The organism is Rubrilithobacter danxiaensis (assembly GCF_047272945.1).
GTDB classification, from domain to species: Bacteria; Bacteroidota; Bacteroidia; order Sphingobacteriales; family Sphingobacteriaceae; genus Rubrolithibacter; species Rubrolithibacter danxiaensis.
In genome coordinates this window covers 177,870-200,439 of record NZ_JBKOPS010000002.1, presented here as the reverse complement: position 1 = coordinate 200,439, position 22,570 = coordinate 177,870, and the positions used below count along the sequence as shown (strand labels likewise).

At 39.8% G+C, this 22,570-nt stretch carries 21 protein-coding genes; 13 read left to right on the top strand and 8 right to left on the bottom strand.

The window, feature by feature from the left end; all coding sequences use genetic code 11:
- Window positions 1–168: 168 nt before the first annotated feature.
- Entirely contained in the window at window positions 169–948 is a 780-nt protein-coding gene (locus ACLCDL_RS02960; protein ID WP_423146599.1) for a UDP-2,3-diacylglucosamine diphosphatase, read from the bottom strand.
- 146 nt (window positions 949–1,094) lie between these two features.
- Between ACLCDL_RS02960 and ACLCDL_RS02955 the strand changes: the two genes are divergently transcribed.
- From ACLCDL_RS02955 to ACLCDL_RS02935, 5 genes are all read left to right on the top strand, one after another.
- On the top strand, window positions 1,095–3,140 hold the full coding sequence (locus ACLCDL_RS02955) for a prolyl oligopeptidase family serine peptidase (RefSeq protein WP_423147012.1): 2,046 nt from the start codon (window positions 1,095–1,097) through the stop codon (window positions 3,138–3,140).
- A gap of 60 nt (window positions 3,141–3,200) precedes the next feature.
- Window positions 3,201–4,427 carry a sensor histidine kinase gene (locus tag ACLCDL_RS02950; protein WP_423146597.1) on the top strand — a complete coding sequence of 409 codons (1,227 nt, stop codon included), beginning with the start codon at window positions 3,201–3,203 and terminating at the stop codon, window positions 4,425–4,427.
- Window positions 4,414–4,920, top strand: coding sequence for a DinB family protein (locus ACLCDL_RS02945; protein ID WP_423146595.1), 507 nt, complete (start codon window positions 4,414–4,416; stop codon window positions 4,918–4,920). The genes ACLCDL_RS02950 and ACLCDL_RS02945 overlap by 14 nt, the downstream gene beginning before the upstream one ends.
- Before the next feature lie 155 nt (window positions 4,921–5,075).
- Window positions 5,076–6,071, top strand: a complete 996-nt coding sequence (gene pdhA, locus ACLCDL_RS02940; protein ID WP_423146594.1) for a pyruvate dehydrogenase (acetyl-transferring) E1 component subunit alpha — start codon at window positions 5,076–5,078, stop codon at window positions 6,069–6,071.
- Window positions 6,072–6,103: 32 nt separating this feature from the next.
- Window positions 6,104–7,753 (top strand): pyruvate dehydrogenase complex dihydrolipoamide acetyltransferase, encoded by a 1,650-nt coding sequence (locus ACLCDL_RS02935; protein WP_423146591.1) that lies wholly within the window; start codon window positions 6,104–6,106, stop codon window positions 7,751–7,753.
- Window positions 7,754–7,805: 52 nt separating this feature from the next.
- Here the strand turns inward: ACLCDL_RS02935 and ACLCDL_RS02930 are convergent, their stop codons facing one another.
- The 3 genes from ACLCDL_RS02930 to ACLCDL_RS02920 form a co-directional block, all read right to left on the bottom strand.
- Window positions 7,806–8,261, bottom strand: coding sequence for a ferritin-like domain-containing protein (locus tag ACLCDL_RS02930; RefSeq protein WP_423146589.1), 456 nt, complete (start codon window positions 8,259–8,261; stop codon window positions 7,806–7,808).
- Between the two features lie 39 nt (window positions 8,262–8,300).
- Window positions 8,301–8,750 carry a ferritin-like domain-containing protein gene (locus ACLCDL_RS02925; RefSeq protein ID WP_423146587.1) on the bottom strand — a complete coding sequence of 150 codons (450 nt, stop codon included), beginning with the start codon at window positions 8,748–8,750 and terminating at the stop codon, window positions 8,301–8,303.
- A 62-nt stretch (window positions 8,751–8,812) separates the two neighbouring features.
- The gene (locus ACLCDL_RS02920) at window positions 8,813–9,541 is read right to left on the bottom strand and encodes a DUF4197 domain-containing protein (protein WP_423146585.1); all 729 of its coding nucleotides are present in this window, start codon (window positions 9,539–9,541) and stop codon (window positions 8,813–8,815) included.
- A gap of 236 nt (window positions 9,542–9,777) precedes the next feature.
- Here ACLCDL_RS02920 and ACLCDL_RS02915 point away from each other — a divergent pair, with 236 nt between their 5' ends.
- Genes ACLCDL_RS02915 through ACLCDL_RS02905 form a run of 3 tightly spaced genes read left to right on the top strand, consistent with a single transcriptional unit; the run spans window position 9,778 to window position 12,963 of the window.
- Complete coding sequence (locus ACLCDL_RS02915; RefSeq protein WP_423146584.1) at window positions 9,778–10,362, top strand: RNA polymerase sigma factor; 585 nt, start codon at window positions 9,778–9,780, stop codon at window positions 10,360–10,362.
- The gene (locus tag ACLCDL_RS02910) at window positions 10,349–11,026 is read left to right on the top strand and encodes an energy transducer TonB (RefSeq protein WP_423146583.1); all 678 of its coding nucleotides are present in this window, start codon (window positions 10,349–10,351) and stop codon (window positions 11,024–11,026) included. Before ACLCDL_RS02915 ends, ACLCDL_RS02910 begins: the two co-directional genes overlap by 14 nt.
- 53 nt (window positions 11,027–11,079) lie before the next feature.
- A complete protein-coding gene (locus ACLCDL_RS02905; RefSeq protein WP_423146582.1) occupies window positions 11,080–12,963 on the top strand; it encodes a M1 family metallopeptidase in 1,884 nt (627 codons plus the stop codon).
- Between the two features lie 10 nt (window positions 12,964–12,973).
- On the opposite strand, the gene ACLCDL_RS02900 is transcribed toward ACLCDL_RS02905, so the two are convergent.
- From ACLCDL_RS02900 to porX, 4 genes are all read right to left on the bottom strand, one after another.
- Complete coding sequence (locus tag ACLCDL_RS02900; protein ID WP_423146580.1) at window positions 12,974–13,918, bottom strand: YihY/virulence factor BrkB family protein; 945 nt, start codon at window positions 13,916–13,918, stop codon at window positions 12,974–12,976.
- Between the two features lie 79 nt (window positions 13,919–13,997).
- Window positions 13,998–15,209: an alanine dehydrogenase gene (locus ACLCDL_RS02895; RefSeq protein ID WP_423147011.1), complete on the bottom strand. Its 1,212-nt coding sequence runs from the start codon at window positions 15,207–15,209 to the stop codon at window positions 13,998–14,000.
- 71 nt (window positions 15,210–15,280) lie between these two features.
- Complete coding sequence (tsaE, locus tag ACLCDL_RS02890; RefSeq protein WP_423146579.1) at window positions 15,281–15,703, bottom strand: tRNA (adenosine(37)-N6)-threonylcarbamoyltransferase complex ATPase subunit type 1 TsaE; 423 nt, start codon at window positions 15,701–15,703, stop codon at window positions 15,281–15,283.
- Between the two features lie 28 nt (window positions 15,704–15,731).
- On the bottom strand, window positions 15,732–17,282 hold the full coding sequence (gene porX, locus ACLCDL_RS02885) for a T9SS response regulator signal transducer PorX (RefSeq protein WP_423146578.1): 1,551 nt from the start codon (window positions 17,280–17,282) through the stop codon (window positions 15,732–15,734).
- Window positions 17,283–17,375: 93 nt separating this feature from the next.
- Between porX and ACLCDL_RS02880 the strand changes: the two genes are divergently transcribed.
- From ACLCDL_RS02880 to ACLCDL_RS02860, 5 genes are all read left to right on the top strand, one after another.
- Window positions 17,376–18,608 (top strand): HD domain-containing protein, encoded by a 1,233-nt coding sequence (locus tag ACLCDL_RS02880; protein WP_423146577.1) that lies wholly within the window; start codon window positions 17,376–17,378, stop codon window positions 18,606–18,608.
- Window positions 18,609–18,680: 72 nt separating this feature from the next.
- The gene (gene lpxD, locus ACLCDL_RS02875; protein WP_423146576.1) at window positions 18,681–19,718 is read left to right on the top strand and encodes a UDP-3-O-(3-hydroxymyristoyl)glucosamine N-acyltransferase; all 1,038 of its coding nucleotides are present in this window, start codon (window positions 18,681–18,683) and stop codon (window positions 19,716–19,718) included.
- Between the two features lie 19 nt (window positions 19,719–19,737).
- Window positions 19,738–21,141, top strand: a complete 1,404-nt coding sequence (locus tag ACLCDL_RS02870) for a bifunctional UDP-3-O-[3-hydroxymyristoyl] N-acetylglucosamine deacetylase/3-hydroxyacyl-ACP dehydratase (protein ID WP_423146574.1) — start codon at window positions 19,738–19,740, stop codon at window positions 21,139–21,141.
- On the top strand, window positions 21,141–21,926 hold the full coding sequence (gene lpxA, locus ACLCDL_RS02865; RefSeq protein ID WP_423146573.1) for an acyl-ACP--UDP-N-acetylglucosamine O-acyltransferase: 786 nt from the start codon (window positions 21,141–21,143) through the stop codon (window positions 21,924–21,926). Before ACLCDL_RS02870 ends, lpxA begins: the two co-directional genes overlap by 1 nt.
- Before the next feature lie 17 nt (window positions 21,927–21,943).
- Window positions 21,944–22,567 (top strand): ABC transporter ATP-binding protein, encoded by a 624-nt coding sequence (locus ACLCDL_RS02860; RefSeq protein WP_423146571.1) that lies wholly within the window; start codon window positions 21,944–21,946, stop codon window positions 22,565–22,567.
- The last annotated feature ends 3 nt before the right edge of the window (window positions 22,568–22,570 follow it).

The following is a 22,570-nucleotide window of genomic DNA, read 5'->3' as shown; positions in this document are numbered from 1 at the left end:
ATACATGCTATGAGCGTTAAGCAATAAAATTAATAAAAGGATTAAAATATTAGAACAAATTATTTGACAATGCAGGTCATTTTTAATATGTTAATCCAGCATACGCTATCATACAATATGAAATTTCAAACCAAGACTTAGTACTTTTATTAAGATTATCACGAGGTATCACTTCTTATCTCCTGTCTCTTCAAAATACTTCAACTCCAAATCCACCCCGTCAAATACCGCATAGGAGTTATAATTCATCCATTCACCTAAGTTAATGTAGCGGCTGTTTCCAACTTTCAGGTCAACAGGCATGTGCCGATGGCCATAGATAAAGTAATCGAAATGCTCTTTTTGCAATACTTCTTTACTGTGTGCAACCATCCACTCATACATGTCATCGGTATATTTTTTTTGCGGCCGTCTGATTTTCCTGTCTAACGACCAGGTATGGGCAATCCAAATTCCCAGGTTGGGATGGATACGGGCAAAAAGCCATTGGCATAAATTACTTCTGAATATTTTTTTTAAAATTTTAAACGCTGTATCGCCGGGGCCTACCCCATCTCCATGATGAATAAAAAATCGCTTTCCGCCCCTTTCTATTATTAATTCATTTGAAACTATCTCAATTCCCAGCTCCTTGGGAAAATAATCAAACATCCACATATCGTGGTTGCCTTTGAAAAGAACAATTTTTACGCCTGCATCGCTTAATTCGGCCAGTTTTCCCTGGAAACGGATAAAACCCTTTGGTATGGCTTTATTATATTCAAACCAGAAATCGAAAACGTCGCCTACCAAAAATAATTCAGCTGCATCTTCCTTAATTGTATCCAGCCAGCGCACTATCCTCGCTTCACGTTCGCGGCTTGTGGCATAATCGGGAGCTCCGAGATGAAAATCAGAAGCGAAGTAAATTTTATTCCGTTGAGGCATTGCCGTAAAAATATCAAACATTCGGGCAAAAATCGAATTTATGGAAGAAGTGTAGCTTTTAGTACATTTATCCTTTTAAATATCTTATGAAAGCAAAGCTATATATTTCGGCACTCGGCATTGGATTTATTTCTTTGTCGGCCTTTATTTCATATCCTGATTTTCCAATGATCAAATATCCAAAAACTAAAAAAGTAGCTGTTACCGATACGTATTTTGGCACACAGGTTTCCGATCCTTACCGTTGGCTTGAAAATGACACCGCTGCCGATATAAAAGAATGGGTTATCGCCCAGAATAAAGTCACACAAGGTTTTCTTTCTCAAATTCCGTTTCGGGATAAGATAAAAGAACGCCTGGAAACACTGTGGAATTACGAAAAGTACAGTGCACCGTTCAGGGAAGGGAGATACACCTATTTTTATAAGAACGACGGATTACAGAACCAGTCAGTACTCTTCCGGCAACAGGAAGGGAAAGAACCTGAAGTATTTCTCGATCCGAATAAATTCTCTGCAGATGGAACCACTTCCCTTGCTGGTATAGATTTTACAAAAGACGGAAGTATGGCTGCCTACCAGATTTCTGAAGGAGGCTCGGACTGGCGGAAGGTAATTGTAATAAAAACAGAAGATAAATCAATTGTAAGTGATACGCTAACGAATGTAAAGTTTTCAGGTCTGGCCTGGAAAGGCAACGAAGGCTTTTATTACAGCAGCTACGATAAACCTGAAGGTGGAAGCCAGCTGTCGGGAATGACCCAGCATCATAAACTGTATTTTCATAAATTAGGAACCCCGCAGAAAGAAGACCGGTTGATCTTTGGCGGATCAGAAACTCCCCGAAGATATATCGGCGGCTATTTAACGGAAGATGAACGCTTTCTGGTGATTACCGCCGCAAACTCTACAACAGGAAATGAATTATACATTCAGGATTTATCTAAACCTGGCAGTAAAATAAAAACTGTTGTTTCAAATTTCGATAACGACCATTATGTTGTTAACAGCGAAGGTTCCCGGCTTTATATTTTCACCAATTTACATGCTCCCAATAACCGTCTTGTTACTGTCGATGCTGCCGGCGCCGGAACTGAAAACTGGAAAGACTTAATTCCAGAAACAGAAAATGTACTACAAATTTCTACAGCCGGGGGTAAATTATTTGCAAGCTACCTTAAGGACGCAACTTCATTAATTAAGCAATACGATTTAAACGGAAAGCTTGAAAAAACAATTAATCTGCCCGGTGTTGGAACTGCTGCCGGTTTTTCAGGCAAAAAAGAAGAGCACGAAATTTACTATACGTTCAATTCATATGTGTACCCATCAACGATTTTTAAATACGATATTCTATCCCGAGAATCAACGATTTTTAAAAAATCAGGTGTGCAATTTGATCCGCAGCAATACGAATCGAAGCAGGTTTTTTACAACTCGAAAGACGGAACCCGTATCCCAATGATAATAACTTACAAGAAGGGAATTAAGCTGAACGGCAAAAATCCCACTCTTCTTTACGGGTATGGCGGCTTCAGCATCAGTTTAACTCCTGCTTTCAGCACTTCAAACATTGTTTTGTTAGAGCAGGGAGGAATTTTTGCAGTTCCGAACTTACGCGGCGGAGGCGAATACGGAGAAAAGTGGCACCTGGCAGGAACAAAAATGAAGAAGCAGAATGTTTTTGATGACTTTATTGCTGCTGCAGAATATCTCGTGAATAACAATTATACTTCCAGAGATTATCTAGCTATTTCCGGCGGCTCAAACGGGGGCTTGCTGGTTGGAGCCTGCATGACACAAGAGCCCGAACTGTTTAAAGTAGCATTTCCGGCCGTGGGGGTTTTAGACATGCTTCGGTACAATAAATTTACCGCAGGTGCCGGCTGGGCATATGATTATGGAACAGCAGAAGATTCGGAAGAAATGTTCAGGTATCTTTATCAGTACTCGCCCTATCACGCATTAAAGCAAGGTGTTAAGTATCCCGCAACAATGGTTACAACTGCTGATCATGATGACCGCGTAGTGCCTGCTCACTCTTTTAAATTTGCAGCACGTTTACAGGAATATCATGCAGGAGAAGCTCCGGTACTAATAAGAATTGAAACAAAGGCAGGACATGGTGCCGGTAAATCAACCGCCCAGGTAATTGCAGAACAGGCAGATAAATGGTCCTTTATGTTATATAATATGGGAATTAAATACAAGTAGTACTGAATTATTAGTGACTCAATACCTGGTACTCAATACTATATACTAACTTTAAAAAAATTGAATCCTTACGAACAAAAAAGGCGCTGGAAATTTCTTTTACTTGCTTTTGCAGTAGTAATTGCAGGCGCCTCTTTATGGTATGCCAATTACTTGGTAAAGAATCTGTCCCGGTCAGAAAGAACACGGGCAGAGGTTTGGGCTTATACATTTAAGCGCATTATTTCCATGCCGGATATTAACGATGAATCAATAACGTTTGTATACGCTATTCGCGACAGCCTGAGTGTTCCTACCATTGTTACGGACGCCAATGGCAGTATAAAATACTGGAAAGGCTTAGACAGCACCAAAACAAATTATAAGATCGAAGCTGAAAATATCGAGTCGCCCTTTTACACCAAAAAAGAATACGCACCCGAGTATTTTAAAAAGCAACTGCATGAAATGCGATCGCAGCATAAACCCATAGAGTTAACACTTGCGAATAAAGAAAAGTGGTACGTATATTATAAAGACTCATTACTTCTTACCCAGCTTCGGGTTTTTCCTTACATCCAGTTAACCGTTATCGGGATCTTTCTGCTGGTGGCTTACCTCGTTTTCAGCTCCTCTAGGCGAACGGAACAAAACCTGGTATGGGTGGGTATGGCAAAAGAAACAGCTCATCAGCTCGGCACCCCCATATCTTCTTTAATGGCTTGGATAGAATTGCTGAAATCCAAATTCAAGGCAGAAGATGATCCCTTGATCACTGAAATGGAGAATGATATCCAAAGGCTGGAAATGGTGGCGGATCGTTTTTCTAAAATCGGCTCGAAAGCGGTTTTGAATGCCCATGCTGTTTATCCTGCAGTAAAAGAATATGTAGATTATTTTAAGATCAGGACCAGTGAAAAAATTACTTTTTCTGTATCAGGCGACACAGAGTTGGAAGCTTTAATGAATATTCCTTTGTTCGACTGGGTTTTGGAGAATCTGTTAAAAAACTCGGTGAATGCAATAGAAGGAACAGGAAAGATCGACATTAAAATAACCGAGAATCATGGTAAAGAGCAGGTCTTCGTAGATATTTCGGATACAGGAAAAGGAATCCCAAGATTCAAGTTTGAAACTATCTTTCAACCCGGATATACTACCCGCAAACGCGGCTGGGGCCTGGGTTTATCCCTTACCAAACGTATTATTGAGAATTACCATCAGGGCCAGATCTATGTTAAAGATTCTGAGCTCGGAAAAGGAACCACAATCCGAATTATTTTAAAAACAGCACATGAAACGTCCTGAACCAACTGAATATTCCCCTTTTCATGCAGGGTACATAGAAAGGGCAAATGACAATATTCTCGAAGAGCTTGAACAGCAGGCTACCGCTATTCCTGACTTTTTACGATCTATTCCTGAAGAGAAACATGATTTTTCCTATGCTCCAGATAAATGGACTTTGAAACAATTGGTGGGGCATCTTACAGATACCGAACGTATTATGGCTTACCGGCTGCTGCGTTTTTCCAGAAAAGATTCTACTCCGCTTCCCGGATTTGAAGAGAATTTCTATGTAGATAATTCTAACTTCCTGAACAGCAGTTTTTACGAATTGGCAGATGAGTTTGCTGCCGTTCGGCAAGGCAATCTTTTTCTTTTCAGATCGTTGAAAGATGAACAGTTGGATCTGTATGGAGAAGCAAATGGAAATGCCCTTTCTGTAAGAGCACTTTTATTTATACTATCCGGACACTTAAAACACCATGTTCAAATTATTAAAGACAGGTATTTATAAAACTTTTTTAATTCAAATATCTTTCTTCCATAATTGCTATTTGAATTTTCCGGCGGCAAAAACCAAATAAAAATTTGCTGATTGACAAAATTCTGCGGATTCTTTTTTTTGGCAAGATATGGTTAGATTTGCGTTCCCAAAATCACGTTTAACGAATGAGTTCAGTAGAAATTACTAAAGATACTTACCTGCAGTGGTATGATTCCATGCTGCTGATGAGAAAATTTGAAGAAAAGGCAGGACAACTATACGGGCAACAAAAAATAAGAGGTTTTTGCCATTTATATATTGGGCAGGAAGCCGTTGTTGCAGGAACCATGTCTGTTCTTCGCCCTGAAGATTCAATGATCACAGCGTACCGGGATCACGCTCACGCCCTTGCAAAAGGTATGACAGCAAATGAAATAATGGCCGAGCTGTATGGAAAAGCAACCGGCTGTTCGAAAGGGAAAGGCGGCTCCATGCACATGTTCAGCAAAGAGCATAAATTTTTTGGAGGACATGGTATTGTAGGAGGCCAGATTCCATTAGGTGCGGGTGTTGCTTTTGCCGAAAAGTACCTGGGCACAGATAATGTAAATGTGTGTTATATGGGAGACGGTGCTGTTCGCCAGGGAGCATTAAATGAAACCTTTAACATGGCGATGCTGTGGAAGCTTCCGGTAATTTTCGTGTGCGAGAATAATGGTTATGCAATGGGGACTTCTGTACAGCGCACTACCAACATGATTGATATTTTTAAAATAGGTTTAGGATTTGATATGCCATGTGCACCTGTTGACGGTATGGACCCTGCGGCTGTACACAATGCAATGGATGAAGCTGTTCAGCGTGCCCGCAGAGGCGAAGGGCCAACCTTCCTTGAAATGCGTACCTATCGATACAAGGGCCATTCCATGTCAGATCCGGCGAAGTACCGTACAAAAGAAGAACTGGAAGAATACAAAGCAAAAGATCCGATAGAAATTGTAAAAAAAGCAATCCTGGATAATAAATATGCTGATGAGGCATGGTTTGAAGAGATTAATCAAAAGGTAAAGAATATTGTGGATGAATCGGTAAAATTTGCTGAAGAATCACCATGGCCTGATCCTCAGGAACTGTACAACGATGTATATGTACAGAAGGATTATCCATTTATTCGTAGCTAATCAAAACATTCATCTAATCTAAAAATAAAAATATGGCTGAAGTTGTACGTATGCCTAAAATGAGCGATACCATGACCGAAGGGGTTATCGCGAAATGGCATAAAAAAGTTGGCGATAAAGTAAATACAGGAGATTTAGTTGCTGAAGTAGAAACCGATAAGGCAACTATGGATTTTGAATCTTTCCAGGAAGGAACTCTTTTATATATAGGCGCCGAAGAAGGGCAGGCCGTGCCGGTAGATTCGGTAATTGCTGTACTTGGAGCTCCCGGAGAAGATTACAAACCGGCACTGGAAGGTGCAGGAACGGGAACAAAAGCAGATAGCCTCGAAAAAGCAAATTCTACTGCAGAAACTGCTGATAAACCCGAAACAAAAGTACCTGCTGAAGAAGCTGAGGAAGGAGGAATTGATCCCGAGTCTGTAGGTGCAACGGTTATCAGAATGCCCTTGTTGAGCGATACCATGACAGAAGGCGTTATTGCCGAGTGGCATAAAAAGGTAGGTGATAAAGTAAAAAGTGACGATACGCTTGCTGATGTTGAAACAGACAAAGCTACTATGGAAGTAACTGCCTATGCAGAAGGAACGTTATTGTATATAGGTGTTGAAAAAGGACAAGCGGCAAAAGTAAACGACGTAATCGCTATTGTAGGGAAAGAAGGCACTGACGTTCAGGCTTTGTTAAAGGGCTCAAAACAAGGAAATAAACAGGCTTCCGAAAGTGCAAAAACAGAAGAGGCCCTGGCACAACCACAACAGCAGGAAAAAACACAGGAAGTATCGTCATCCGATTCTGATTCCCGTATAAAAGCTTCTCCGCTTGCAAAAAAACTTGCCGAAGAAAAAGGAATTGACCTTTCTCAGCTTAAAGGAAGCGCTGAAGGGGGCCGCATTATAAAGAAAGACGTAGAAGAATTTAAGCCGGCAACTAAACCTGCTGAAGCACCTGCACAAAAAGCAGAAGCTCCTGCCCCTAAAATTCCTCAGTTTATCGGTGAAGAAAAATATACAGAAAAACCTGTTACACAAATGCGTAAAACCATTGCAAAACGGCTTTCTGAAAGTTTATTTACCGCTCCGCATTTTTATGTTACCATGAGTATTGATATGGATAGTGCTATCCAGGCTCGTGCTAAAATCAATGAATTTGCTCCGGTAAAAATCTCTTTTAACGATTTAGTGGTAAAGGCTGCAGCAATCGCTTTAAAACAGCATCCCAATGTAAATTCATCCTGGCTGGGTGATAAAATCCGTTATAACGAACATGTAAATATTGGAATTGCCGTGGCTGTAGATGAAGGATTGCTGGTTCCGGTAGTTCGGTTTGCTGATGGTAAATCCCTTTCACATATTTCTGCGGAGGTAAAAGACTTTGCTCAACGGGCAAAAGCTAAAAAGCTGCAACCCGCGGACTGGGAAGGTTCTACTTTCACCATTTCAAATCTTGGAATGTTTGGCGTAGATGAATTTACAGCTATCATTAATCCACCCGATTCCTGCATTCTTGCAGTAGGTGGTATTCAACAGGTTCCCGTTGTTAAAAATGGTGCCGTTGTACCTGGAAATATAATGAAAGTTACGCTAAGCGCAGACCATCGCGTGGTTGACGGAGCTACAGCCGCTGCGTTCCTGCAAACATTAAAAGCATTACTTGAAGAGCCGGTTAGATTGCTGGTTTAGGTAAGTTAATAGAAATATAGAAAGGTCTGAATTAATACAATTCAGACCTTATTTATGATGTATATGCTAAATACAAAGCTTCCATTCGTTGTAAAGCTTCTTCTACTCGTACAGATTGTATGGATGCCAGGTTCTGAATATCGGCAGGAAGCAAGGCATCTGATAAAACTTCCCGGTAAGCATTAACTGCCGCCCTTTCACCTGTTATACACGAATCAAGTATCGCTTTATCATCATTGGTTGATAAGGTGCTTTTTATATCAATCCATGCCCGGTGTAATGCTCCAATCGGCCCTCCTGAAAGGTCGGGTTCTCCTCCTAATTTGTTGACTTCTGCTCTCAGCGCATTGGCAAATTCTTCCCTGTTCACGCTATAGCTATAAAAAATACCTTTCAGATCTTCTGATTCTGCATCTTTTGCCGCTACACTATATCCGTGTTTTCCATCGTTACAAATGGTAATGAGGTGATTTAAATGTGATATTAATTTTTCCTTAGGTGTTTCCATGCACAACTAACAGAAACACGGTACTATTAGTTCTGCAACTCATCTCTTTTTTAAAATATCGTTGATTCTTGAAAGCACCTTTTCAATTCTGGTTTTTTGTAACGCGATCAGGTTTCGTGTATCGGCGGGGAGTAACGCTTTTTCAAGTACTTCTTTATACGCCTGAAGTGCCGCCTTCTCTCCTGTTATACAAGCTTCCAGGTTGACTTTATCATCTTCGGCGGAAAAGGCGCTTTTTACGTCCATCCAGGTCCTGTGCAGTGTACCTAAAGTCACTTCACTTTTATCAGGATCTCCGCCTGCCTTTCTCACCTCGTATTTTAATGCCTGTATGTACTTTTCTCTTTCAATACTTACAGAGCTAAAGAAATTCTTCAAATCTTCGTCCTGAGCATTTTTTGCAGCAGCCTGATAACCATGCTTCCCGCTTTTACAAATAGAAAGAAGATGATTTAAATGAGCAATTATTTTTTGGTCTGTGCTTGTCATCTGCCTGCTTTTAAAAACGAAATATCGGAATATTTCATCTTTAAAAAAATGACCTGTCTCACTTAGCCCTTGCTTCTGTCGGCATAGCCGAATACTTTTTTAAGAAGATCGGTTTTCCTGGCAGCAACATTCTGGCGTATTCTTAATTCTTCCTGCGCTATTTCAAAAAAGAGTCCTTCAATTGCCTTTTGAGTAACATATTCATCCAGATCAGGATTTATTTTAGAAACCAATGGAATTTGGTTATAACGGGTAATAACATCACTCCAGTAACGTGTTGCCCCAACTTTGCTTAAACTGTTTTGAATAATTGGATTAAACTTTGCCTCTAACTGATTAGTAGTTACCCGTTGAAAATATTTTGTTGCAGCATCACTCTGATTGCCTAAAAGGATATTGGTAGCATCTGCAATGGTCATTTGTTTAATCGCAGAAAGAAAGATCGGCTTTGCTTCTGTTGCAGCGTCTTCAGCCGCCCTGTTCAGACTTATAATAACGTTATCGCACAATTTATTTAAACCCAGCGTTCTCAGTGTTCTTTCAACTTTTTGTGCTTCAGGCGGAAATAATAGCTTTACAGCCAGGTTTTCCAGATAACCTCCACGGGAAGATAATTTTTCAGAACTGTTCGCCGTGCCATATTCGAGCGCCTGTTTTAATCCAGCTGCAATTTCTGCTGATGTAGGATTAGCTCCGGCTTGGGTTAATATCTGCGCTGTTTGATTGAGCGTTTCACAACTGCTTGTTAAAATAAGTACACATGCTGATAAGACTATTACGGCTTTCTTCATTTTTAGTTTTTCTGTCTAAGAAAGCAAATCTTTTGCCAATAATAATTTGTTTTTGCATCACTTACAAATTCAGCTATAACCTTCTTTTGGCTGTTTGGGCTATTGCGCAGATACCTGTTGGTTTAAAATCAGGACGGCAAAATGCTTTCTTATAAATCCTTAAATTTTTTAATATTTGAGTTATGCCAAACCAGTGTTTTTTGCATCTTGTAATAAACAGGATTAAATAAAGCAATTTGAAGTTTCTTAAGTTTCGCAATACGGATCAGGTTGATGAGCCCCTTATGCTGGCTGAATACCGTCGTACACATGAGCTGGAGATCCTGGGAAAACTTTATGAAAAGTACATGCCACTGGTATATGGGGTATGTTTAAAGTACCTGAAAGATGAAGAGCAAAGTAAAGATGGGGTAATGCAAATCTTTGAGCAACTGATTGATAAATTGAAAATTCACGAAGTTGGTAATTTCAAAAGCTGGTTGTACACATTGGCACGCAATTATTGCTTAATGGCACTTCGGACTGCCTCCAAGCACGAAACTGTGAACCTGCAGGACAACTTTGTGGAAAAAGGCGCTGATTTTCATCTCAATAGCGAGGCATCGAAAGAGGGCGAACTGGATCTGATGGAAAAATGCATGGAGAAGTTGCCGGAAGAACAGCGCATAAGCATTGATCTCTTCTATCTTCAGCAGAAATGTTATAAAGATGTTGCTGATTTAACTGGTTTTGATATAAATAAAGTAAAAAGCTATATACAAAACGGGAAACGAAACCTTAAAATTTGTATGGAGAAGAATCGTGGAAATGAACAATATTAATTACATAACTATAAAAAATTACCTGGAAGGCCGGCTGGATGAAAAGGAAATGTACGAACTGGAAAAGCAGGCTCTCGAAGATCCTTTTCTGGCGGATGCTATTGAGGGATATTCACACGCTCGTCTATCTTCCGATTCTCAGCTAAGTATTCTGCAAAAACAGCTCGAAGACAGGATAGCGCAACAGCAGGAAAATAAAAACGTATTCAATTATACCTGGCAAAGATTAAGCGTTGCTGCAGTAGCCGCTGTTATGTTCATTTCTGCAGGTATCCTTTTCTGGATGAAGGCCTCTATCCCTGCACAGAATAATTCCAGCATAAAACAGGTGCAGGTACTCCCCTTTGTACCCAATTCGGGGGCAGAAAACACAGCTGATTATCTTACAAGCCAGGCACAACCCTCAACGGGCTGGCCAGCTTACAACGAGTACGTAAAAAAGAATAACCGGTTTCCTGCTACAGAAAAAACGACAGGTGAAGTAATCGTAGCATTTACTGTGGATAAAGAAACGGGTGTTCCCGGGAATTATAAGATTCTCCGTGGGCTTAACAGGGCTTATAACGAAGAAGCCATCCGATTAATTAAGGAAGGTCCTGTGTGGATACCGGATAGTTCAGAAAAAAACCCGGAAGTCCGTGTAACAGTTAAATTTCAGCCCTGATTCTTTCATCACACATTCTTGTATTAAATTCGTTGTTTAAATTAAATGAATTTATGAAGCAGGTGCTTTGCCTTTTTATTTCCTTATTTCTGTTATCCTGTAATCAAAAAAAATCCGGAAATACAGCCGAAACAGTAAAAAGCCAAAACCTTGTTCCTCATGATGCACATTCTTTTGCTGAACCTGAAAAAGCAGTCGTAAAGCATTTGGATCTTACTTTGAATGTTGATTTTAACAACCATTTATTAACAGGAAAAGCTACATGGACTATAGATAACCCTACTGGTTCGGATGAAATTATTTTTGATACACGGCAGCTAAACATACAGAAAGTTACTCTGGACGGCGAGAAGGAAGAAACTATGTTTGCTTTGGGCGATGAGATTAAATTCTTAGGGAAACCCCTGAGCATTCAAATAAAACCGGAAACTAAAAAAATAACAATCTGTTACACTACCGAAAAGGATGCCGCCGCCCTGCAATGGCTAAACCCGGAACAAACGGCAGGAAAAAAAACACCCTTCCTTTTCACCCAGTCAGAAGCTATTTTAGCCCGAACCTGGATACCTTGCCAGGATAGTCCGGGAATTCGTTTCACCTATAATGCAAACGTGACTGTTCCGAAAAATTTGCTGGCTTTGATGAGTGCTAAAAATCCACAGCAAAAGAACGACAAAGGAACTTATAAATTTTCGCAGCCTCATGCTATACCTTCTTATTTAATGGCTCTGGCTGTTGGCGATATCGCATTTCAGGCCATCGATAATCGTACCGGTATTTACGCGGAACCTGTAATGCTGCAAAAAGCTGCCTGGGAATTTGCAGATATGGGAAAGATGGTAGACGCGGCGGAAAAATTATATGGCCCTTATAAATGGGGACGCTATGATGTATTGGTTTTACCACCAAGTTTTCCGTTTGGTGGTATGGAAAATCCAATGCTTACCTTTGCTACTCCAACCGTTATAGCCGGCGACCGTTCGCTGGTTAGCCTGATTGCCCATGAACTTGCCCATAGCTGGAGCGGAAATCTGGTTACCAATGCTACCTGGAACGACTTCTGGTTAAATGAAGGATTTACCACCTACATTGAAAGACGTATAGTAGAAGCGGTTTACGGAAGGGAAGAAGCAAAAATGCAGGAAGTTTTGGGCTACCAGTCGCTGAAAGATGTTATCAATGAGTTAGGCCCTAAAAATCATGATACCAGTTTAAAAGGAAATTTTGACGGCCGTGATCCCGATGAAGGTATGACAGATATTCCGTACGTGAAAGGATACTTCTTTCTGCGCACAATTGAACGATTTGTAGGACGCGAAAAATTTGACCAGTTTTTAAAAGAGTACTTCCAGGAACATGCTTTTCACTCGGTAAGTACTGAGCAGTTTTTAAATGACCTGGATTCAAAGCTTTTAAAGTCTAACCGCACTTTAACAGGCAAAATAAACGCCAAGGCTTGGGTTTACGAGCCGGGGATGCCTTCTAATTTATCTCCTGTAAGTTCACTTGCCTTTACAGAGATAGATAGTCTGCTAACTTCTTATAAACAAACCAAATCCCTAACAGGATTAAATGAAAAAATAAAGTCGACCAACGAGAAACTGTATTTTATCAGCCATCTTCCTGAACACTTAGCAACTACTGATATGGCTGCCCTTGATAAAGAATTTAACTTCACTCAGTCTGGAAATGCCGAAATACAAAGCGCCTGGTATGTTACAGCCATCAAAAACAACTACAAAACCGCTTATCCATATATAAAGCAATTCCTTATTTCTGTAGGACGAAGAAAGTTTCTGGTTCCGATTTACAAAGAACTGGTAAAAACTCCGGAAGGTAAAGCATGGGCACGTGAAGTGTATTCAGTAGCAGAGCCTAATTATCATTCGGTAGCATCGAATACTATTGACCAGATTTTGTATCTGGATAAGAAATAAGAGGAATCACTCATTTTTCTTCCTCATGTTTTGAGGGCAGAACGTCCACTTCCTGCTCTTCTTCTTTCTGTATAATGTAAACGGCGTAGGCAGAGGGCTTAATTTTATATCCATTTTGCTCTGCATAAACCTGAGTAAATTCGGCCCCAAAAAATAGTATAGCTGCAGAGTAGTAAACCCAGGTAAGTATTACGATTATTGATCCTGCAGCACCGTAGGCCGAGCCTGGCCCTACTTTATTTATATAAAGCCCGATAAGAAACCGGCCCAGCATAAAAAGTAAAGCAGTTGTTATAGCTCCTATAGCCACCACTTTCCATTCGATTTCTGCATCCGGAAGAAATTTAAAGATGATGGCAAAAAGAACAGAAATAATAATAAAAGTTATAAGCACATTAAAAACATTTACCAGGAGAATAGTTACATCAGGAAAGTAATGGCTTAGCTTATCGCTCAAAGCAATAACCAATCCGTTAATTATTAGCGATACGATAAGAAGAAATCCTAAACCCAGTACCATTGAAAATGAAATTAGCCTGTTTAATATTAATCTCTGCCAGCCTTTTTTAGGTTTTGCACGAACTCGCCAGATGGAATTGATAGAATCCTGTATCTGGATAAAAACTCCTGTTGAGCCAAGAAAAAGCGTTATCGCTCCAATAATAGCTGCAGTGGTTGAATGGCCAGACCTGCTGACTTTCTGTATCGTAGACTGAATCTGGAAGGCTGCATCACTACCTACAAAACCGTTAATTTCCTGAAAAATCTTCTGATTGGTATCCTGACCGTAAATTAAACTGGTTATGGAAATAATCATAATTAGAAGCGGAGCCAGCGAAAAAATCGTGTAATAAGCCAACGATGCACTCATCTTCATTGCCCGATCTTCTGAGAAGGCTTTAAAAGTGCAGGAAATCAATTTCCAGGCTTTCCTGAAGAAATTTTTCAGGTTCATTTACTAATTCTAATTGTTCTAAGGATAAAGAACAACTTAAAATTAATGTTTTAACAAATCGTAAAACTTTAAACTTTAGCTATCTTTTTGAGATGATAAGCAGGTCAAGATCTTTAGGAGGAATATTAAAGCGCTCGGCAAGATCTTTATTCGTTACATGCCCCTGGTAAAGATAAATTGCGTTCCTCACTCCCGGCTTTTCCCATATTACGTTCATGATTCCTCCCATTTCGCCAATATCTAACAAAATGGGCGTGAAAATATTAGTTAAGGCATAAGTTGCAGTGCGGGCAACCCGCGATGCTATATTCGGAACACAATAATGGATTACATCATACTTTCTAAAAACCGGTTCATCGTGATTGGTTACCCTCGATGTTTCAAAACATCCGCCCTGATCAATACTTACATCAATAACAACGGAATTTGGTTTCATTCTGCTTACCGTTTCTTCTGTTACCATACACGGGCTGCGGCCATTATTAGCACGCACTGCTCCAATAACAACATCGCAGGTAGTTACTGCTTTTTGCAAAACAATAGGTTGAATAACCGAAGTAAAAACCCGGCTGCCAATGTTATTTTGCAAACGGCGCAGCTTATAAATGGAACTGTCAAAAACTTTAACTTCGGCACCAAGCGCAATGGCCGTTCGGGCAGCATATTCGCCAACAGTACCTGCTCCTAAGATCACAATTTCTGTCGGCGGCACTCCGGTAATTCCTCCCAACATAAGTCCTTTGCCGTTAAATACGTTACTTAAATATTCTGCCGCAATAAGAATGGATGTTGCTCCTACAATTTCACTCATTGCTCTTACAACGGTCAGAATGTTTCCTTCATCACGTAAGTATTCATAAGACAAAGCAGTAATTTTCTTCTTCATTAAAGACAAAAGGCATTCTTTTGATAAAGTACCCATTTGCAATGTTGAAAACAGAACCTGGCCGTGTTTCATCATACCAATTTCATCTGAAGTCGGCGGTGCAATTTTTACAATGAGATCAGCTTTATAAATTTCCTTTTTATCATAAACAATCTTGGCTCCCTGTTCACTATAATGATGATCGAGAAAGTTTGCTGCGTTTCCGGCTCCGGCTTCAATAACTACTTCATGGCCGTTGTTTACCAGCACCGCTACCGACAAAGGAGTGAGAGGTATTCTTTTTTCCTGGTAAGATGTTTCTTTGGGGATTCCTATATAAAGGCTGTTTTTCCTTGTTCTTGTTTCGAGCATTGCCTCCTGCGGCTGCATTAACGCTTGCTTTGCAATGTCCGATAGTTCATTCATCATTTTTTCTTTAACAGATAAAAAAATTAGTTGAAGATATAAAAATTAGCGTTGTTTTGCTACGGATACCTTCAAAAACTTACTATTTCTGCTTGTAACAGGCGTTCTTGCCCGCTTTTAACCTTTAGTTCAACCCGGCAGGCCTTCGCGGGCAATAAACTGCTTATCTTTTCAGGCCACTCAATAAAACAATAGTTACCCGAGTATATATAGTCTTCATAACCCAGGTCTAAAGCTTCTGTTTCGTTTTTTAAGCGATAAAAATCAAAATGATAAACAGGCCCTGAAGGAGAAACGTATTCATTAACAATTGAAAAGGTAGGGCTCGAAACCGTGTCTGTTATGCCTAATTCTTTACAGATTGCCTTGATAAAGGTAGTTTTCCCTGCCCCCATCTCTCCGTAAAAGAGCAGTATTTTTTCATTTCCTATAAAGTGAAGCAGGTGTATTGCAGCTTCAGATAATTGTTCAGGATCGGATATTTCAATAACCATCGCCACAAAAATAATAATTTGTACGACGCTATCTCGGGCTGTACGTTATATAGGGAACGATCATTTCTTCCAGCGAAATTCCGCCATGCTGAAAAGTGCCGCTGTAGTAATTTACAAAATGATTGTAATTGTTGGGGTAAACAAAATATTCATCCTCTTTAGCGAAAATAAAACTCGAGCTTACATGCAGTTTAGGTAAGAAAGCATCATGGGGGTTTTTAATATGAAAAACTTCTTTTGCCGCGAAGTTCAAATTCTTTCCTTGTTTATAGCGAAGATTGGTATTTGTATTCCTGTCGCCGATTACCTTGCTCGGATGTTTTACACGAATTGTCCCGTGATCGGTTGTAATAATTACTTTAACGTCTTTCTGAGACAATTTTTTCAATGTTTCCAAAAGAGGCGAATGTTCGAACCAGGATAAGGTTAATGACCGGTACGCCGCTTCATTATTGGCCAGTTCACGGATCATCGCCATATCAGTTCTGGCATGCGAAAGCATATCCACAAAATTATAAACCAGTACATTCAACTCGTTTCCAAGTAGATTGAAGATGTTTTCTGTTATCTCTTTCCCTTGTTCAAAAGTTAAAATTTTGTTATATGAATGTTTGATATCGCGCTTTAAGCTGCGTTGAAGATGATCAGCCAGAAACTGCTCTTCAAATAAGTTTTTCCCGCCTTCATCTTCATCGTTCTGCCACATAGAAGGATAACGTTTTTCCATATCCAAAGGCAGTAATCCGGAAAAAATCGAATTGCGGGCATATTGAGTAGCGGTGGGCAAAATGCTGTAATAAGAATCTTCTTCTTCCAGCCGGAAATAATCGGTAATAATCGAATTGATTATTTTCCATTGGTCATACCGGAGATTATCGATAAGAATGAAGAAAACAGGCTTATCCTGAATTAAAGGAAATACCTTTTTCTTCATAAGCGCATTGGAAGTTACAGGGCCTGAATCGGGGTCTTTAAGCCAAGAGAGATAGTTTTTCTCTACAAACTTGCAAAACTGAACGTTTGCTTCGGCTTTCTGCATGGTTAAAATTTCGTGCATGCCCGCATCCTCAAGTTTTTCCAGTGATAGTTCCCAATAAACAAGCTTCTTGTAAACATCCACCCATTCGGTGAAGCTCAGGTTCTCGTTTAAGGTCATCCCGAGGTTGCGAAAATCCTGCTGGTAAGCCATAGAAGTTTTCTGGCTTATTAAGCGCTTATTTTCCGTAAGTTTTTTAATCGTAAGCAAAATTTGCTTCGGATTTACCGGTTTTATGAGGTAATCATCAATCTTTGATCCTATCGCATCTTCCATCAAATGTTCTTCTTCGTTTTTAGTAATAAGAACAATAGGAACCTCAGGACTTATATTTTTAATTTCTGCAAGCGTTTCAAGCCCTGTTAATCCGGGCATGTTTTCATCCAGGAAAACCAGATCATAAAAATTATTTCTAAAGGAATCCACCGCATCGCTGCCGTTGGTTACCGTTTTTACCTGATATCCCTTTTCATTTAGAAATAGTATATGTGGTTTTAAAAGGGCGATCTCGTCATCGGCCCATAGTATATTAGTTTCCTGCATGTAACAATATTTTAAACAAATCTACCTCATAACAATCAAAGGTGTTTTTTGTATGCCGAAATTTAACAATTTTTGCAATTGAGGATTTTTATTTTGAACAAAAAGAAAATAATTAATGATCCGGTTTACGGATTTATTACCATTCCTTCACATTTAGTATTTGATCTTATCCAGCATCCATACTTCCAGCGTCTTCGAAATATAAAGCAGTTAGGGCTTACTCATCTCGTATATCCCGGGGCATTGCATACGCGTTTCCACCATGCGCTTGGAGCCATGCATTTAATGGAAAGGGCCATTGAAACAATAAAGAACAAGGGGCATCTCATCACTAAAGAAGAAGAAGAATCTACTATTATAGCTATCTTACTGCACGATATAGGCCACGGACCTTTTTCGCATGCGTTGGAACATACCATTGTTGCAGGCATCTCCCACGAAGATATTTCGGCATTATTAATGGATAATTTGAATAAAGAATTTGGCGGGCAGTTAAAAATGGCGATTGATATTTTTAATAACCGTTATGAGAAAAAATTCCTCCATCAGCTGGTTTCAAGCCAGCTGGATATGGACCGGATGGATTATCTGAACCGTGACAGCTTTTTTACCGGAGTTGCAGAAGGTGTTATTAGTTTTGACCGCATTTTAACCATGCTTGATATTGCCGATGATCAGATAGTGATTGAAGAGAAAGGCATTTATTCTATTGAAAAATTTCTGATTGCCAGGCGTTTAATGTATTGGCAGGTATATCTGCATAAAACTGTTATTGCCGCCGAACAATTGCTGGTAAAAATTTTAGAACGGGCAAAAGACCTTGCCATGACAGGTGAAGAACTTTTCGCAACTCGGGACTTTGCATATTTTCTTAATAACACCGTTAGTAAAAAAGATTTTATTGGGGATTCGTATCCGCTGGAACGCTTTTCAAAACTAGACGATTACGATATTTATACATCTGTGAAAGTATGGGCAAATCACGATGATAAGATTCTTTCCATGCTTTGTTCGCATTTATTAAAGCGTGATTTGTATCAGGTGGAAATTTCTAACGAACCTCCTGATAAAGCTAAAATTGATGATCTGGTAGAAAAGGCAATGCTTACATATGATGTTAACGAAGATGATGCCTCTTACTTTGTTTTTACAGACACAATTAAAAATAACGCGTACCGGGTTGGCGACGGACAGATAAATATTTTAATGAAAGATGGAACAGTACAGGATATAACTACTGCTTCTGACAATTCAAATCTGGAGGCACTGGCAAAAACAGTAGAGAAATATATAATCTGTTATTTTAAAGACTTAAAACCTTTTTAATTAAATTTGCCGACTTTTGATAAGAAATATCTATCTGGCTGAGAATTAATTTTAAACAAATAAATAAGAACGATGCAATTTACTGCACAACAGATCGGACTTTTGCTTAATGGGACCGTTGAAGGCGATCCGAATGTTACAGTAGATCAGTTAGCAAAAATAGAAGAAGCTAAAAAGGGAAGCTTGTCCTTCCTGGCCAATCCGCGATACGAGCCTTTTCTTTATTCTACTGAAGCATCCATCGTTATTGTTAATGAAGATTTTGTCCCTGCAGAACCCATTAAAACTACACTTGTTAAAGTAAAAGATCCATACAGTGCTTTTTCTGTCCTGCTTGATAAGTATAATACTCTTAAACTGGATAAAAAAGGAATAGAACAACCTTCCTTTATCCATCCTACTGCCAAAATTGGCGAAAATGTCTACATCGGTGCTTTTGCATATATAGGCCCCAATGCTGTTGTAGGAAATAATAGTAAAATTTATCCCCAGGTGTATGTTGGCGATAGTGTAGAGCTTGGAACCGACTGCACGTTATTTTCCGGTGTTAAAATATATTCCGATTGTAAGATTGCCAACCGTGTTATTATCCATTCAAGTGCGGTTATCGGAAGTGATGGTTTCGGTTTTGCTCCCCAGCCTGACGGCAGTTATAATAAGATCAGCCAGATTGGAAATGTGGTAATTGAAGACGACGTTGAAATCGGATCAAATACGTCCATTGACCGTGCTACTATGGGCTCTACCATTATCCGAAAAGGTGTAAAACTTGACAATTTGATACAATTAGCGCACAATGTTGAAATTGGCGCAAATACGGTTATTGCATCTCAAACCGGTGTTTCGGGGAGTGCAAAAGTTGGCGAACAGGCAGTTATCGGGGGGCAGGTTGGAATTGTAGGCCATATTTCTATTGCCAAAGGATCACAGATACAGGCAAAATCAGGAATAAACCGTTCTATAGAAGAGGAAGGCAAAAAATGGGCAGGAGCCCCGGCTACTACCTATAATAACCATATGCGGGCGCAGGTTGTATTGCAGCGATTACCCGAACTTGAACGGAAAATTGCAGAACTTGAACGAAAAATAAAAGAATTAACAAATAGCTGATACTGTACAGAGGTAAAGTATGAACGTTAAACAAAGAACAATTAAATCAGATGTAAAGGTATCAGGAGTTGGTCTTCATACAGGTAAACCTGTAAATATGACTTTTAAACCCGCTCCTGAAAATCATGGTTATAAGTTTAAAAGAACAGACGTTGAAGGACAGCCTGTTATCGATGCAGATGTAGATAATGTTACAGACACTTCCCGCGGAACAACAATTTCACAAAACGGTGCCAGCGTAAGTACGGTAGAACATGTGCTGGCTTCTCTTGTCGGACTTGAAATCGATAACGTTTTAATTGAACTTGATGGTCCGGAAACACCTATTATGGATGGAAGTTCTATTTTGTTTATCGACGCCCTTGAAGAAGCAGGGTTTGTAACACAAGATGCCGACCGGGAATATTATAATATTCCATATAACATTCATTACTCTGAGCCGGACAGGAAAGTTGAAATGGTAGCCATGCCTTTGGATGATTACCGCTTTACATGTATGATTGATTACAACTCTCCGGTTTTAGGCAGTCAGCATGCGGCGATAACCACAATTTCTGAATTTAAAAAAGAAATTGCTTCCAGCAGAACCTTTTGCTTTCTTCACGAGCTTGAAATGCTGCTTCAAAACAACCTGATACAGGGTGGAGATTTGAATAATGCGATTGTAGTTGTTGACAGGGAGATCAGCAAAAATGAGCTTAAACACCTGGCGAAACTGTTTAACAGGGATGATATTGACATTGCCCGCGAAGGAATCTTAAATAACATCGAGCTCCGCCATCAAAACGAACCGGCACGTCATAAGCTATTGGACATGATCGGAGACCTGGCTTTAGTAGGAACTCCTTTACGCGGACATATTATGGCAGCCCGTCCAGGCCATGCCGCCAATGTTGCTTTTGCCAAAAAAATTAAAGCACAAATCAAGAAAGAGCGTAGCAGGAAACATGTTCAATCCTACGATCTGAATGCAAAACCGGTTTACGATACCGTGCAGATAATGAATATACTGCCACACCGGCCGCCATTCCTTCTGATTGATAAAATTCTGGAGCTAACAAAGAGCCACGTAGTTGGACTGAAAGCTGTTACAATGAATGAACCATTCTTTGTAGGACATTTTCCCGATGCTCCTGTAATGCCCGGCGTATTACAAATTGAGGCAATGGCACAAACAGGGGGAATTTTAGTTTTAAATACTGTTCCGGATCCTGAAAATTATCTTACCTTATTCCTGAAGATTGAAAATGCCCGCTTTAAAGATAAAGTTCTTCCAGGTGATACGATCATTTTCGTTTGCGATCTGTTAGCTCCTATACGAAGAGGCATTGCCCAGATGAAAGGCACCGGATATGTTGGTGAGAAAATTGTAGTAGAAGCAGAGCTAATGGCGCAGATTATTAAAGTAAAAGGAAACGACTAATGATTCAACCCCTCGCGTATATACATCCCCAGGCAAAAATTGCTGATAACGTAGTTATTGAACCTTTTGTAACTATTCATAAAGACGTAGAAATTGGTGAAGGAACCTGGATAGGCTCTAATGTTACCATTATGGATGGTGCCAGAATTGGCAAAAATTGCCGGATATTTCCGGGTGCGGTAGTTTCAGCCCCTCCACAGGATATGAAATACAAAGGAGAAGCTACGACAGTAAGCGTGGGAGACAATACGACAATTCGCGAATGTGTTACTCTTAACCGTGGTACTGCCTTAGACAAAAACACTACGACTATCGGCCAGAACTGTCTGTTAATGGCTTATACACACGTAGCTCACGATTGTGTAATCGGGAATCATGTTATTATAGCTAACTCAGTACAATTAGCCGGACATATTGAAGTACAGGATTACGCCTTTATAGGTGGTACGTCTGCAGTACACCAGTTTGTTTCAATTGGTGCTCATTCAATTATTTCTGGTGGATCGCTGGTGCGTAAAGACGTGCCGCCTTATACAAAAGCAGGACGTGAGCCATTGTCGTATGTAGGAATAAATTCAGTCGGATTACGCAGACGAGGTTTTACATCTGAACAAATCAATGAAATACAAGATATTTACAGAACCGTATTCCTGAAAAAATACAACATTACCAAAGCGTTAGACATAATTGAAGCCGAAAGGCAACCTACAGAAATCCGGGATGAAATACTTGATTTTATCCGAAATTCTAACCGGGGTATCATGAAAGGCTTCGGAAATTCTTAAAACTCCGGTTCAGTATCATGAGAATTGACCTGGAAAATATTGGCAGAAGATTCAATCGTGAATGGATTTTCCGGGGAGTTACTTACGGCTTTGAGCAAGGCTCTTCCTATGCTATACTTGGGCCTAATGGATCGGGGAAATCTACCTTACTCCAGGTAATTGCGGCAAATCTTACACCGTCAGAAGGGAAGATAGACTATTTATCCGCTAACAAAAAAGTAGATATTGAATCTGCTTATAAATACCTATCATGGTCTGCACCTTATATCGAACTGATCGAGGAATTTACACTCCAGGAACAGCTTGACTTTCATTTCAAATTCAAGCCTTACGCCAACCAGCTAAATTCAAAAGAAGTTATCGAATTACTGGGACTCGAAAAATCGAAAAATAAAACAATCCGATTCTTTTCTTCCGGCATGAAACAACGCACCAAACTTGCACTATCCTTTTGCTCGGATACGCCGGTTCTGCTGCTGGACGAACCCACTTCAAATCTGGATTTAAAAGGTATTGACTGGTACTATGAACTGGTAAATCTTTTCAGTAAAGACCGTCTATTGATAATCTGCTCTAACCAGGAACATGAATATTCATTTTGTCAGCATAAATTGCATCTTGCTGATTATAAACAGGTTTAAAGA

Bases quoted from the DNA above. Each gene is read 5' to 3' on its own strand.
- ACLCDL_RS02960 (WP_423146599.1), bottom strand. From the start codon at position 948: ATGTTTGATATTTTTACGGCAATGCCTCAACGGAATAAAATTTACTTC.
- ACLCDL_RS02955 (WP_423147012.1), top strand. From the start codon at position 1,095: ATGATCAAATATCCAAAAACTAAAAAAGTAGCTGTTACCGATACGTAT.
- ACLCDL_RS02945 (WP_423146595.1), top strand. From the start codon at position 4,414: ATGAAACGTCCTGAACCAACTGAATATTCCCCTTTTCATGCAGGGTAC.
- pdhA (WP_423146594.1), top strand. From the start codon at position 5,076: ATGAGTTCAGTAGAAATTACTAAAGATACTTACCTGCAGTGGTATGAT.
- ACLCDL_RS02935 (WP_423146591.1), top strand. From the start codon at position 6,104: ATGGCTGAAGTTGTACGTATGCCTAAAATGAGCGATACCATGACCGAA.
- ACLCDL_RS02930 (WP_423146589.1), bottom strand. From the start codon at position 8,261: ATGGAAACACCTAAGGAAAAATTAATATCACATTTAAATCACCTCATT.
- ACLCDL_RS02925 (WP_423146587.1), bottom strand. From the start codon at position 8,750: ATGACAAGCACAGACCAAAAAATAATTGCTCATTTAAATCATCTTCTT.
- ACLCDL_RS02920 (WP_423146585.1), bottom strand. From the start codon at position 9,541: ATGAAGAAAGCCGTAATAGTCTTATCAGCATGTGTACTTATTTTAACA.
- ACLCDL_RS02910 (WP_423146583.1), top strand. From the start codon at position 10,349: ATGAACAATATTAATTACATAACTATAAAAAATTACCTGGAAGGCCGG.
- ACLCDL_RS02905 (WP_423146582.1), top strand. From the start codon at position 11,080: ATGAAGCAGGTGCTTTGCCTTTTTATTTCCTTATTTCTGTTATCCTGT.
- ACLCDL_RS02900 (WP_423146580.1), bottom strand. From the start codon at position 13,918: ATGAACCTGAAAAATTTCTTCAGGAAAGCCTGGAAATTGATTTCCTGC.
- ACLCDL_RS02895 (WP_423147011.1), bottom strand. From the start codon at position 15,209: ATGAATGAACTATCGGACATTGCAAAGCAAGCGTTAATGCAGCCGCAG.
- tsaE (WP_423146579.1), bottom strand. From the start codon at position 15,703: ATGGTTATTGAAATATCCGATCCTGAACAATTATCTGAAGCTGCAATA.
- porX (WP_423146578.1), bottom strand. From the start codon at position 17,282: ATGCAGGAAACTAATATACTATGGGCCGATGACGAGATCGCCCTTTTA.
- lpxD (WP_423146576.1), top strand. From the start codon at position 18,681: ATGCAATTTACTGCACAACAGATCGGACTTTTGCTTAATGGGACCGTT.
- ACLCDL_RS02870 (WP_423146574.1), top strand. From the start codon at position 19,738: ATGAACGTTAAACAAAGAACAATTAAATCAGATGTAAAGGTATCAGGA.
- lpxA (WP_423146573.1), top strand. From the start codon at position 21,141: ATGATTCAACCCCTCGCGTATATACATCCCCAGGCAAAAATTGCTGAT.
- ACLCDL_RS02860 (WP_423146571.1), top strand. From the start codon at position 21,944: ATGAGAATTGACCTGGAAAATATTGGCAGAAGATTCAATCGTGAATGG.